At 66.3% G+C, this 13,756-nt stretch carries 7 protein-coding genes; all 7 read left to right on the forward strand.

The annotated features are described in order from the left end of the window. Window positions 1-230: 230 nt before the first annotated feature. The 7 genes from CAP2UW1_RS23860 (at window position 231) to CAP2UW1_RS12995 (ending at window position 13,745) form a co-directional block, all read left to right on the forward strand. On the forward strand, window positions 231-3,590 hold the full coding sequence (locus CAP2UW1_RS23860; protein WP_015767073.1) for a bacteriohemerythrin: 3,360 nt from the start codon (window positions 231-233) through the stop codon (window positions 3,588-3,590). After that, window positions 3,587-5,956, forward strand: a complete 2,370-nt coding sequence (locus CAP2UW1_RS23865) for a sensor histidine kinase (RefSeq protein ID WP_015767074.1) — start codon at window positions 3,587-3,589, stop codon at window positions 5,954-5,956. Before CAP2UW1_RS23860 ends, CAP2UW1_RS23865 begins: the two co-directional genes overlap by 4 nt. Before the next feature lie 48 nt (window positions 5,957-6,004). Then, window positions 6,005-7,069 (forward strand): HD-GYP domain-containing protein, encoded by a 1,065-nt coding sequence (locus tag CAP2UW1_RS12975; protein ID WP_015767075.1) that lies wholly within the window; start codon window positions 6,005-6,007, stop codon window positions 7,067-7,069. Window positions 7,070-7,087: 18 nt separating this feature from the next. Continuing rightward, on the forward strand, window positions 7,088-7,879 hold the full coding sequence (locus CAP2UW1_RS12980; RefSeq protein WP_015767076.1) for an ABC transporter substrate-binding protein: 792 nt from the start codon (window positions 7,088-7,090) through the stop codon (window positions 7,877-7,879). Between the two features lie 35 nt (window positions 7,880-7,914). After that, window positions 7,915-11,331, forward strand: a complete 3,417-nt coding sequence (locus tag CAP2UW1_RS23870; RefSeq protein WP_015767077.1) for a PAS domain S-box protein — start codon at window positions 7,915-7,917, stop codon at window positions 11,329-11,331. Between the two features lie 407 nt (window positions 11,332-11,738). Beyond that, window positions 11,739-13,043 carry a carbon-nitrogen hydrolase family protein gene (locus CAP2UW1_RS12990; protein WP_015767078.1) on the forward strand — a complete coding sequence of 435 codons (1,305 nt, stop codon included), beginning with the start codon at window positions 11,739-11,741 and terminating at the stop codon, window positions 13,041-13,043. Window positions 13,044-13,079: 36 nt separating this feature from the next. After that, complete coding sequence (locus CAP2UW1_RS12995) at window positions 13,080-13,745, forward strand: hypothetical protein (protein WP_015767079.1); 666 nt, start codon at window positions 13,080-13,082, stop codon at window positions 13,743-13,745. Window positions 13,746-13,756: the final 11 nt, after the last annotated feature.

A 13,756-nucleotide genomic window follows, 5' to 3' on the forward strand; every position in this document is an offset into this window, starting at 1 on the left:
AGTATATGAGCCTCCGTAAAGTAGCGTCAATCTCGAATTTGGACACCGCGGTCTTGGCGCCGTCATGCGGATCCCACCTCAGTACGAGCTGATGGGTCTGCTCGCCTTTCTCCAGTTCCGAACTGCTGGCTGCACAGCCGACGATTCCCCTCAAGTTCTCCGGCGCGCTGCCGTTGGTTCACGCACGCCGAATCTCCTCGCCTGCAAGCACTCCCAGGCACACTGAGCCCATGAACACCATCGATTTTCTGCCCTGGGACGAAACCTTCGACACCGGCCTGCCGGAAGTCGACGAGCAGCACCGCCGACTGGTGCAACTCATCAACGTCCTCGCCAGCCATGTCGCCTTCAGGACGCACATCCCACAACTCGAGGAGATGTTCGATGAACTCGCCGACTATGCCGTCTACCACTTCCGGACCGAGGAGGCGGTCTGGCACGAGCACCTCGCCGGCGATCAGTCGGAAGTCGATCACCAGGCGATCCACGCCAGCTTTGTGCAGGAGGTGTCACGGCTGCGCGGGCAGCCTGATGGGCAGCGGGCTGCCGAGGAGACCCTGGCTTTCCTGGCCCGCTGGCTGATCTCGCATATTCTCGAGAGCGACCGTTACATGGCCTGCACTACCCTGGCGCTGCGCGCCGGCCTGTCCCGCGAAGCGGCACGCGCGCACGCCAGTGCGGAGATGGCCCGCGGTGCGCGGAGGTTCGCCGACATCGTTCTGTCGATCAATGCGACGCCGGTCACCAATGCCCTGCACCTGATGGCCGAACTCGCCGAACTGCGCCGCGCGCAAACCGAACTGCGGCACGAGTCCGAGAAAAACCGGGCCTTGCTGCGCTCCGCCAGCGATGGCGTCCATGTCCTCGACACCACCGGCAACCTCGTCGAGGTCAGCGACTCCTTCTGCGCGATGCTCGGCTACTCGCGTGAGGAACTGATCGGCAGCAACATGGCGGGCCGGGATGCGCGTTTTGCCGACGACGACGGGCCCAGCAGACTGCGGCAGGAACTCGACAGTCCCCAGCGGCGTGTGCTGCACACCCGCTATCGCCACCGGGACGGCCGCCTGATCCCGGTCGACGTCAGTGGCGTGCCGGTGTTGATCGAAGGACAGCGCCTGCTCTTCTATTCGGCACGCGATGTGACCGAGCGCAAGCGGGCCGAAGAAGAGCTGGCCCTGGAGCGCCAGCGCCTGGCCGACCAGCTGCGTTTCACCAGCCAGCTGATCGACACGATTCCCAACCCGGTCTTCTTCAAGGACGAGAACGGCCGCTACCTGGGCTGCAACACCGCCTTCGAAACGTACATCGGGATCGAGCGCGACAACCTGATCGGCCGCTCGGTGCACGACATCGTCCCGAGCAGTCTCGCCGACAAGTATCTGGCAGCCGACCGGGCGCTGTTCGAGCAGCGCGGAACACAGACCTATCAGGCGGAAGTGCGCTACGCCGACGGCTCGCTGCGCGAGGTCGTCTTCAACAAGGCGACGTTCAACCGGGCCGACGGCGGCCTCGGTGGCCTCGTCGGCGTCATGCTCGACATCACCGAGCGCATGCGCATGGAGTCGGCACTGAAACAGCAGGCCGCATTCACCGACGGCATCATCGCGGCGATGGTCGACGGGATCGCCGTCTGCCATGAAATCCCGCAGCCACCACAGGTTCGCTTCACCGTCTGGAATCCGGCGATGCAGAAGCTGACCGGCTACAGCCTCAGCGACGTCAATGAGCTTGGCTGGCAACGTGCGCTGCAGGTCGATGACGAGCGGCAGGAGGACGCCCGGCAGCGTGCCGAGGGAATGCGCCGTGGCGACCACCTGCGCGGCGACGAATGGACGATTCGGCGCCGGGACGGTGAGCGCCGGACGGTGCAGGTGCACACCACCTTCGTCAGCCCGCCGAGCGGCGGTGTCCATCTGCTGCTGGTGCTGCGTGACGTCACTGCGCGGAAGGCCGCCGAGCAGCTCCTGCGGCAGCAGCACAACCTCGCGCAACGCTACCTCGACACGGTGCAGAGCCTGATGCTGGCGCTCGATACCGAGGGGCAGATCACGATGATCAACCGCGCCGGCCGCGATCTGCTCGGCTATACGGAGAACGAACTGCTTGGCCGCTGCTGGTTCAGCACCTGCCTGCCACAGCCGAGTGGAACAGAGCGGGGCCTGCCGACCTTCCGGCGCATCATCGCCGGCGAACTCGATGCCAGCTTCTCGGCCGAGGACAGTGTCCTCTGCCGCGACGGCTCGCTGCGGCTGATCGGCTGGAAGACCGGTGCCCTGACCGACGATGCCGGGCGCATCATCGGCACGCTGAGTTCGGGAGCCGACATCGGCGAGCGCAAGGAGGTCGAGGCCGAACTGGAGCGCTACCGCGCCCACCTCGAGACCCTTGTCGCGCAGCGAACGGCGGAACTATCGCTGGCCAAGGAAGCCGCGGAGCGTGCCAACCGGGCCAAGTCGGAGTTCCTTTCGAGCATGAGCCACGAACTGCGGACGCCGATGAACGCCATCATCGGCTTCGCCCAGATGCTCGAGTACGACGGTGAATTGAGCGCCGACCAGCACGACAGCGTCCATGAGATCCTCAAGGCGAGCCGCCACCTGCTCGACCTCATCAACGAGGTTCTCGATCTCGCCCGCATCGAGTCGGGACGCATCGAACTGTCGCTCGAGACGACCGACATCGCTGCCGTCGTCGACGACTGCCGGCACCTCATCGAACCGCTGGCGGCACCGCTCGCCATCACGCTGAGCACGCTCGTGCCTGCCGGCGCGACGGTGCACGCCGACCGCACCCGCCTCAAACAGGCGCTCCTCAACCTGTTGTCGAACGCCGTCAAATACAATCGCGAGCGCGGCAGCATTCAGATCGACGTCGAACAGCAGCTCACGGCAAGCGGACTTCGCCAGCGCATCTGCGTCGCCGATACCGGCATCGGTATTGCTCCCCAACGCCTGAACGAGGTCTTTCAGCCCTTCACCCGCCTGCTGGCCGAGAACAGCGAGATCGAAGGCAGCGGCATCGGACTGACCATCACCAAGCGTCTGGTCGAACTGATGGGTGGCGAGATTGCTGCCGAGAGCGAGATCGGCGTCGGCAGCCGCTTCTGGATCGACCTGCCCGCCGGTACCAGCGTCCACCACGACAACAGCACGGCCAGGAGCGACGGCCCGCATGACGAGCAGCCGACGGCCAGCGACGGCCAGCGCGTCCTGTGCATCGACGACAACCCCTCGAACCTCAAGCTGATGGCGCAGATCCTCGGCCGCCGCGGCAATCTTCGCCTGCTCACGGCACATGCGCCGCGACTGGGAATCGAGCTGGCCCTCGCGCACCGTCCGCATCTCATACTGCTCGACATCAACATGCCGGGAATGGACGGCTACGAGGTGCTCGCCGTGTTGCAGCGCGAGCCGCTCACCCGCCACACGCCGGTCATCGCCATCACCGCCAATGCCCTCGCACGCGACATCGAGCGTGGCCGCGCCGCTGGCTTTGTCGACTACGTCACGAAGCCGATCGACGTCGCCGGCTTCCTGCGCGTGGTCGAAGAGGCACTGGAGAATCCACGATCGCCGCGCTCCACGTGAACCCGGGAAGCCCCCGGACGACCAGCAGCACGGCCACCGCGCGGCGTGCGGGCTGGTCGTTGAAGACGCGCATCACCGCCATGACGCTGGCCGTGTTCCTGCTCGCGATCTGGTCGCTGACCCTGTACGCGACGCGCAGCCTGCGTCAGGACATGACGCATCTCCTCGGCGAGCAGCAATTCTCGACGACCTCGATCATTGCCGCCCAGCTCAATGCCGAACTCGACAGCCGGCTGCAGGCCCTGACGCTGGTGGCTGGCGAAATTTCCCCGACCCTGCTCGACAACCGGTCCGCACTGCAGCGATTTCTCGAACAGCACTCGACGTTGCAGAAGCTGTTCAATGGCGGCACGCGAATCCGCGACATCAATGCCCTGACCCTCGCCAGCATTCCCTACCTGCCGGAGCAGATCGGCAACAGCTACGCCGACCGCGACTACATGATCGCCGCCCTCCAGCAAGGCCGTGGCAACATTGGCCGGCCGGTCATCAGCCGCACGCTCAAGTCACCCGCAATCGCTCTGGCGGCGCCCATCCGCAACCCGGCCGGGCAAGTCATCGGCGCCGTGACCGGAGTCGTCGACCTCGGTCAGGCGAATTTCGTCGACCGCATCGTCGACCAGCGCTACGGCAGGTCCGGTGGTTATCTGATCATCGCTCCACAGCATGATCTGATCGTCACCGGAACGGACAAGTCGCGCGCCATGTCACGCATGCCAGGCCCCGGTGTCAACCGCAACCACGACCGCTTCGTCGGCGGCTACGAGGGTTATGGCGTCGCCGTGAACTCGCGTGGCGTCGAGGAGCTCGCCGCAGCCAAGGGAATCCCGGTGGCTGGCTGGTTTCTCGTCAGTGTGCTGCCAACGGCGGAGGCCTACGAGCCCATCGCTGCGATGCAGGAACGGGTATTGCTGGCGGCGTTGGCCCTCAGTCTGCTCGTCGGCACCATTGGCTGGTGGTTCCTCAGTCGCCTGCTGCGCCAGCAGTTTGCGCCGATGCTCGCCGCGTCGACACTGCTCGTCGACATGTCGCATGCCGGCGAGCCGCTGCTGCAGCCCTTGCCGACGACAGCGAACGACGAAGTCGGGCAACTGATCCACAGCTTCAACCTGCTGCTCGAGTCCCTGGCGCAGCGCGAGGCGGCACTGAAGGAAAGCGAGCAGCACTACCGCACACTCGCCGACGGCGGCTCGGCGCTGATCTGGACCTCCGGCACGGACCGCCACGCCACCTACTTCAACGAACCGTGGCTGCGCTTTACCGGCCAGTCGCCGGCAGGCCAGCTTGCCGCGGGCTGGGCCGCAGGCATTCATCCGGAGGACCTCGATCACTGCCGGCGCACCTACGACAGTCACTTCGACCGCCGGCAGCCGTTCCGGATGGCCTATCGCCTGCGCGCCAGCGATGGCGAGTACCGCTGGATCGAGGATGCCGGCACCCCGCGCGTTGACCGTGCTGGCGATTTCATCGGCTATATCGATTTCTGTCAGGACATCTCCGAGCGCAAGCGGGTGGAAGACGAACTCGAACAGCACCGCCACCATCTCGAGGCGCTGGTCGCGGCGCGAACGGCGGCGCTGGCCCGGGCCAAGGAAGCGGCGGAAGCCGCCAATGCCGCGAAGACGGAGTTCCTGTCGCGCATGAGCCACGAACTGCGGACGCCACTGAACGCCATTCTCGGCTTCGGCCAGTTGCTTGCCATGCCTGGCGACGCAGCGCTGTCGGCGGAGCAGGCGGACAACGTGCAGGAAATCCTGCGCGCCGGCCGCCACCTCCTCGGACAGGTCAACGAAGTGCTCGATCTGGCGCGAGTCGAGAGCGGGCGCATCGAGCTGAAGCTCGAGGCAGTACCCCTCGCTCCCATCGTCGCCGACTGCGTTGCGCTCGTCCGGCCGCTCGCCGAGGCGCGCGGCATCAGCATCGACGCCGACATCGACGACGCGCCTCTGCGCGCCGATGCCAAGCGCCTGCAACAGGTGCTCCTCAATCTGCTCTCCAACGCCATCAAGTTCAACCGCGAGCAGGGCACGATCCGGATTGCCGGCACGCGTCACGGCGGGCGGCTGCGACTCGCCGTCAGCGACAGCGGCCGCGGCATCGACAGCGAACACCTGCAGCGCCTGTTCCAGCCTTTCGAGCGACTGGCGTCGGCGTACGACGGTATCGAGGGCACAGGCGTCGGGCTGGCGCTGACGCAACGACTGGTCGAAGCGATGGGTGGCATAATCCAGGTGGCCAGTCAGCTTGATGTCGGCAGCACCTTCAGCCTGGATCTGCCACTGGCGAACCCAGCGCAGGATGCCGCCGCACTGCCGGCGGACGCCGTCGGGCCGGACGCCGACGGCGTCCCACAGACAGGTACGTAACCCTTGAGCTCGCACGGGCGCGCTCGCTACTGGCCGGAAGGAGAAGGGATGAACGACCCATTGCGCCGGCAGGCTCGCATCTTCATGGTCGACGACGAGCCGGCCAATCTGAAGCTGCTCGGCAAGATGCTGGGCAGCCGCAACTATGAGCATCTGGTGGCGATCCAGGATCCGCGCCAGGTACTCGATCGCTACGCTGCGGAGCGCCCCGACCTGATCCTGCTCGACATCAACATGCCACACCTCGACGGCTATCAGGTGATGGCTCAGCTCAAGGCATTGAACGATCCTCTGCTGCCGCCGATCGTCATCCTCACCGCCCAGCACGGGCGCGAGACCCTGCTCAAGGCACTGGCTGCCGGCGCGCGCGATTTCATCGGCAAGCCCTTCGACATGGCCGAACTGCTGATGCGGGTCAACAACCTGCTCGACGCGCACCTGGCGCACCGCATGCTGCACGATCAGAAGGGCCTGCTCGAGGAAATGGTGCGCAGCCGCACCGAAGAACTGAACCAGACCCGGCTGCAGGTGGTGCGGCGCCTGGGCCGCGCGGCGGAATACCGCGACAACGAGACCGGCTACCACATCCTGCGCATGAGCGAGTACTCGGCCCTGCTCGCCCGCCACCTCGGCTGGAGCGATGCAGCTGGCGATCTGATGCTCAACGCCAGCCCGATGCACGATATCGGCAAGATCGGCATCCCTGACGCCGTGCTGCTCAAGCCGGGCAGGCTCGATGCAGACGAAACGGCGATCATTCGCACGCATCCCGAAATCGGCGCAAGCATTCTCGCCGGCGACGACTCCGAGTTGCTTCGCCTCGCCCGGTCGATCGCGCTGACCCACCACGAGAAGTGGGACGGCAGCGGCTACCCTGCGCGCCTGGCCGGTCTCGCCATCCCGCAGGCCGGGCGCATCGTCGCTGTCGCCGATGTCTTCGACGCGCTGACCTCGCGCCGCCCGTACAAGAAAGCGTGGGCAGTCGGCGAAGCAGTGAGCCATGTCCTTGACAACGCCGGCAGGCATTTCGACCCGGAGGTCGTGCGCTGCTTCGAGCAGCAACTGCCGCAGATCCTCGCCATCCGCGACCAGCATCAGGAACCGCATGACTGAGCGCAGCCGAGGCCACCGATGAAAGAAACGTTCTGCCGCTTCCTCGCCATGCTCTGCCTGGTACAGCCTGTCCTCGCCGGCGAGGCGCCGGATCGCCTCGCGCGCATCGCCGCCAGCAAGCAGTTGCGCGTCTGCATCTGGCCGGATTACTACGGGATATCGTTCCGCAACCCGAAGACCCAGGAACTCGCCGGAGTCGACATCGACAACGCGCGCGAACTCGCCCGCGAGCTCGGCGTCGAGGTGCAGTTCATCGACAGCTCCTTCGCCCGCCTGGTCGCCGACGTCACCGCCGACCGCTGCGACATCGCCATGTTCGCCATCGGCATCACGCCGCAACGGCAGGAGAAACTGCGCTTCACCCAGCCACATCTCGCCAGCGACATCTACGCCATCACGACCAAGACCAATCGCCGCTTGCACTCCTGGGCGGACATCGACAAGCCGGGCACCGTCGTCGTGGTCGCCAGGGGAACGTTGCACGAGACCGTCATGAAGACCCGACTGATGGCGGCCGAACTGCGCGTCGTCGACACACCGGCAGCCCGTGAGCAGGAAGTGCAGTCAGGGCGCGCCGACGTGTTCATGACCGATTACGCGTTCAGCCGGCGGATGCTCGACAACAGCGACTGGGCGCGCCTGATATCGCCCGCGGGTAGCTACCATGTCACCCCCTATGCCTGGGCAATGGCACCCGGCGACGACCGCTTTCATGCCCGCGTCGACAAGGTGCTCGCCGACATGAAGCGTGATGGTCGTCTGCTCGCCAATGTCCGGCGTCATGGCCTCGACCCGATGCTCGTCCGCTGAACGCCGCCGGACCTCTCGCAGGACATCGCCACACCGTGTCGCCGCTACCACCGTCGCAACGCCGCGCCGCCCTCCTCCTCGCTTTGCTCCTCCTGCTGGCGAGCTGGCTGGCGGCGTTCGGCTTCATGCTCTGGCGGCTGCACGGCGAGACGCTGGACAATGGGGCGCAGACGGCCCGCATGCATGCCCGCAACTTCGCCGAGCACCTGACGCAAAGCCTGCAGGTCATCGATCTGATGGCTGGCGGTTTCGAGCCGCGGGGCGACGACCCGCAGGACGAGGTCAAGACTGGCCAGCGACTGGCTGCCACACTGCGGCCCAACCCGTTCCTGCGCTCGCTCTCGCTGCTCGACGCAAGCGGGCGCATCATCGCCAGCTCCAACCCGGAAAACCTCGGCGTCGCCGTCGAGCAGACAGGCTTCTTTCCGGCAGCAGTACCGAGCGCGGAGATCCTGCGTGTCGGTCGCCCCTGGCTCGGTCGCGACTTCGCAGGCGGCTCCGCGGCCAGCGCGACGTCGCCGGTCACCGCCGCCGAGGCGAGCTTCATCCCGGTCCTGCGGCGTCTGACCGCGGATGGCGGTCTCTGGCTGCTCGCAGCCCTCAATCCGGACTACTTCATCAATCACGGCACGCAGTTGCTCGATGCCGAGAGCGGCCGCATTCAATGGCTGCGCTACGACGACGTGTTGCTGGCCTCAACGGCGCCGCACGAGCTGCCCGGCATCAGCGGCGCCGCCGGCGCGGTCGGTGAACTCCTGCGCAGCCTGGAACATGGCGAACTCGTACAGGTGCTCGGCGACGGCCGGGAAGCCCTGACGGCCTACCGTGCGTCGAGGCAGTTCCCGGTCGTCGTTGCCGTGCATCTCGACCGCGAACACGTACTGGCGGCCTGGCAAAGCGAAGCGTGGCGGCTGACCGGCATCGTCGTGCCGATCATGCTGGCACTGAGCTGCGCGGCGATAGCCCTCTGGTACCGACAGCAGCGAATCGCGGCACAGCAACGCGAACTCGAGCGCGAGCGCCGGCTGGTGGCGAGCGTCTTCGAGGCGAGCGCGGCGTCAATCCTGATCACCACGGCGTCGGGCGAAATCCTGGCCGCCAATCCCGCTTTCGAGCAGATCACCGGCTACTCGAGAGCGGAAGTCATCGGCATCAATCCGCGCATCCTCAAGTCGGGACTCAACCCGCCGCAGACGTACGAGGATCTGTGGGAGACGATTTCCCACGGTGCCGTCTGGCGCGGGGAACTGCAGAACCGCAAGAAGAGCGGCGAGCTGTACTGGGAGGCCCTGGCCATCTCGCCGGTCGTCGACGATCACGGCAAGATCACGCATTTCATCGGCGTCGCACCCGACATCACCGAAGGCAAGCTGGCGGAACAGGCTTTGCGCGCCTCCTTCTCGCTGCTCGACGCCACCCTCGACTCGACCACCGACGGAATTCTGGTCGTAGACCGTAACGGCAAGGCGGCGAAATGGAATCGCGCCTTTCTCGACATGTGGCAAGCGCCTGCGGTCGCTGCCGCCGCCGACAATGAGGAAGCTGTCGTCGCGCAGGCACTGGGCCAGCTCGCCAGCTCGGGACGCGGCCTGACGGAGGTCACCGGGCCGCATCCGAACCCGGCTGCCGGCAGCCTCGATCAGATCGAGCTGGCCGACGGCCGGGTTTTCGAGCGCTACTCGCAGCCGCAACGAATCGGCGAGCAGATCGTCGGTCGCGTCTGGTGCTTTCACGACGTAACGCGGCAGAAGCGGACCGAGGCCGAGTTGCGCGCGAGTGAACAGCAGTTCCGCGCCCTGTTTGCCGATTCACCGGTTTCGATTCTCGTCCATGACCGGGAAAGCGGCGAAATCATCGACGCCAACCCGACCGCCTGGACAGCCTACGGCCTCAGCTCCCTGCAGGAGCTGCAAGCGTCGGACTTCTGGCTCGCCCCCCCCTACTCCTTTGCCGAAGCGCTGAGCTGGATCAGGAAGGCCGCCGCGCACGGCAAGCAGCAGTTCGAGTGGCGCAACCAGCGGCGCGACGGCGAGTTGTTCTGGGAGCACGTCACGCTCAGCCGCGTCACCATCGGCGGTGTCGAACGGATCCTCGCCACGGCGATCGACATCAGCGACCGCAAGCGGGCCGAGCAACAGCTCGCCGAATACGGCGAACATCTCGAGGTCCTGGTCGATGAACGCACCACCGCGCTCGCCCAGGCGCGCACCGCGATCGCCGACGCGCAGGCCGCGAACGCCGCGAAAACGGAGTTTCTCTCGCGCATGAGCCACGAACTGCGCACACCACTCAATGCCATTCTCGGCTTCGGCCAGTTGCTTGCGCTGCCTGGCGACGCGCCCCTGTCGGCACAGCAGGCCGACAACGTGCAGGAGATTCTCCGTGCCGGCCGCCACCTGCTCGAGCAGGTCAACGAAGTGCTCGACCTCGCACGCATCGAGAGTGGACGCATCGAGCTGAGCCTCGAAGCGGTGCCGCTGTCGTCCGTCGTTGCCGAGTGTGTCGCGCTCGTGCGACCGCTGGCCGAGGCGCGCGGCGTCAGTATCGACGCGGCCATCGACGACAGCATGCTGCAGGCCGACCCGACGCGCCTCAGACAGGTGATACTCAACCTGCTCTCCAACGCCATCAAGTACAACCGCGAGCACGGCACGGTCCGCCTCGACAACACACGCGAAGGCGAGCGGCTGCGCTTCGCCGTCACCGACAGCGGCCGCGGCATCGCCAGCGAGCACCTGCCGCGACTGTTTCAGCCTTTCGAGCGACTGGAATCCTCCTATGAGGGAATCGAAGGCAGTGGCGTCGGGCTGGCCCTGAGCAAGCGTCTGGTCGAGATGATGGCTGGCAGCATCCGCGTCGACTCGCGCATCGGCGTTGGCAGCACCTTCAGCTTCGACCTGCCGCTGGCCCGAGTGCCCGCCGCAACTGCGGCGGCAGAGGCCGCGAATACGGGCATGCCGCCAGCCGTCGCTGCCGACACGGCCACCCTCGCCACCGCCGGCAGACAGCGGCGCCGGGTGCTGCACATCGAGGACAATCCAGCCACCCTCAAACTCGTACGCAAGCTCCTCGGCGGCCGCTCCGACGTCGAAGTGGACGACGCCGGCAGCGGCGAGGTCGGCCTCGCGCTGGCCTGCGCGACGACCCCGGATCTGATCCTTCTCGACATCGACCTGCCCGGTCAGGATGGTTTCGCCACCCTGCGCCGGCTGCGGGCAAACGCGCCAACCGCAGCGGTGCCGGTGATCGCCGTCACTTCCGACTCCGACGCCATGCGGCGCGACGTCGACCACGGCGACACTGCCGGCTTTGCCGACTACCTCAGCAAGCCACTCGACGTCCGCCGCTTCCAGGACGTCGTCGGTCGCTTTCTCGGCAGCCAGCCAGACGAGGCGGCAGAAGCCGATCTTCGCACCACAGGTGCCGCAGCCGTCGCCGAGCGTCCGGCGTAGCCGCGGCGGCCGGCGGCCGCCGGCGACGCAGGCGCGATGCCGGCAGCGGATCCGGGGCGTAATCAGCACACTGCAAACGACAGAAAATCCAGCGGCACGAGCACGAGCAGAGGTAGCCCCCGCAAGAGCCGTCACTCGCGAGTCCGGGCAGCCTGATCCGCATCGCCAACCGGCATTCACCACACTCGCCAGAATGGCATCGCTTCGATTAGACTAGGGCGATTCTTACCGGGAAGCTCAATGTGCGGAACAAGCTTGCTGATCCCGTGCCCGAGCAACTGGTTGACCTCTTCGGCAATGGGCCGGTATTCCCCGACCAATCGGCCCGCTCGCTCAGAGGCCAGCGGCGGACGCGCGGCGCGCCGCCCAGCGCGTCTCGCTGAGGCCGGCCTGCCCAAGGTCACGCCATGCAACAAGTCTGCGACCTGATCGCCCGGCGAGAATACAAGAGCGCGCTGGTCCGGCTCTGGCACCTGGCCGAGCAACTCGGCGACGCGGGCGGGACAACTCTCGATCGATGGGCCTCCCTGCCGGTCGACGCCTTGGCCGACAAGCGCATCGCCAACTTCTTCACCTTCGGTCAACCCGGGATTACGCTGCAGGCGCTGCAGTCGCGGCCAACCGAGGTCGTCAGCCGCCTCGACCAGCGGCTGCACGAGGAGCGACGGAAAGCTTCCCGACCGACGCGCCTCGTCATCGAAGGCCGCGGCTACTTCCTGGTCCCCTGCACCTCGCACAACGGCTTCGAACAGGAGCAACCGGTACGCTTCGCCAACTACATGCGGCATCACCGCATCATCCCGGATCGCTTGCCGAGCGGCGTCACGGCCAGCGTTCGCGATCTCTGCGAGCACGCCCGCCTGCAGCAGCAGCTCGAGGACATCGTCCACGCTGACCTGCCCGCGCTGCAGATTGGTCTCGGCCTCTTTCCGGATCGGCACCGCCTCCAGGGCGAGAGCATCCGCACCGACGCAGCCCGCCAAAGAACCTTCTTCACCGCCACCTCCGACGACGCTGCGCGTCTGGCAAGCGCCCGGGAACAGATCCGGCAAGCCGAAGCTGCCGACGTCGAGTTGCTGGTTTTTCCCGAACTGACCCTGTCGCCGGACAACCAGCGGGCGATCGAGCAGGACCTCTTTCGACGCTGGTGCGACGGCGAGCCCTGCCGCATCGCCCTGATTCTGCTTGGCAGCTTTCACTGCCACGACGACAGCCGGGACGATTGCAAGCGCAACCGGGCGCGTCTGCTGTGGGGTTTCGACGGGTCCACCATCGCCGCGCACGACAAGTTCTCGCCAGCGACGCTCGGCGAACTGACCGAGGACTTCACGCCGGGTACCACCGCCGTCTTCCTGTGCACGCCGATCGGCAACATCTCGCTGGCCATCTGCAAGGACATCATCGACGACTACGCGAGCATCTGGCTCGAGAAGCTTGGGCCGAACTGGTTGCTGGTTCCGAGCCTCAGCGATTCGGCCAGCGAACATGCCAAGGCCAGCCGCCGGCTCTGGAACCGCCACCGCTGCATCAGCGTCGTCGCCAACCAGCCGCTCGACCGGGATCACCTTCCCGATGACGGATCGGCCGCCGACCCCGTCTACGGTTATGTCTGCAGCGACCAAATGCGCCTGCCCAAGCGCTCGGAGACGCTTTCGGTGCACCCCGTTTCACTGCCACATCCAGACGAACACCCGCCAGATAAACCATGCTAAACTGAAATTGCACAAACAACTTAGCACGCTTTAGCCATGCTCGATCTGCACACCGCCAACCCCGAGTTGTACATTGACGACAGGCGACCGCAGGACCTGATCGCTGCCGCCGAGCAACTGGCGACCTGGGATGAGGCTGCCACCGCCAGCGCCGACTGCCTGCTCAACGCCTGGACGCTACGCGCGTGCATGAACGAGGACCCGGAAGGCACCGCCGATCTCGCCGTGGCGATCCGGGCGCCGCGCGACCGCCTGGCCAACTCGCGCAGCCTGCCGGACAGCTACCGGCACCGCTGGCAGGGCTACCTCGAGTTGCTCAACGCCCGCACGCTGCGCTTCACCAACGCAGCCGAAATCGAGCTGCTGCTCAACCGGCCGCACGTCGTCGAACTCCTGCGCACGCTGCCGGCGAACGGCGAATTCTTCCCGCAATGGGAGGTGAAAGCAGCGCTCGCCACGCAGGAGAAGCGATTCAGCGATTCGCGCCTGTCGCAGCTCCTCGGCCAGATCGAGGACCACGGCCTGATCGGCCATCGCAAGCGCGGCAAGTACAAGGACTGGCGGCTGACCGAGAGCGGACAACAAGTTCTCGCGAAGCGTTTTCCGGCAGAGCGGGCGCGCGCACCGGTCAGAGGTTTTGGCATGGGCGATCTGCGTCTTTACAGCACCTCCCCCGAACGACTCGGGCAACTGGTGGCCTAGGCCGGTAAGGG

Source organism: Candidatus Accumulibacter phosphatis, from assembly GCF_000024165.1.
Taxonomy (GTDB): domain Bacteria; phylum Pseudomonadota; class Gammaproteobacteria; order Burkholderiales; family Rhodocyclaceae; genus Accumulibacter; species Accumulibacter phosphatis.

Bases quoted from the DNA above. Each gene is read 5' to 3' on its own strand.
- CAP2UW1_RS23860 (WP_015767073.1), top strand. From the start codon at position 231: ATGAACACCATCGATTTTCTGCCCTGGGACGAAACCTTCGACACCGGC.
- CAP2UW1_RS12975 (WP_015767075.1), top strand. From the start codon at position 6,005: ATGAACGACCCATTGCGCCGGCAGGCTCGCATCTTCATGGTCGACGAC.
- CAP2UW1_RS12980 (WP_015767076.1), top strand. From the start codon at position 7,088: ATGAAAGAAACGTTCTGCCGCTTCCTCGCCATGCTCTGCCTGGTACAG.
- CAP2UW1_RS12990 (WP_015767078.1), top strand. From the start codon at position 11,739: ATGCAACAAGTCTGCGACCTGATCGCCCGGCGAGAATACAAGAGCGCG.
- CAP2UW1_RS12995 (WP_015767079.1), top strand. From the start codon at position 13,080: ATGCTCGATCTGCACACCGCCAACCCCGAGTTGTACATTGACGACAGG.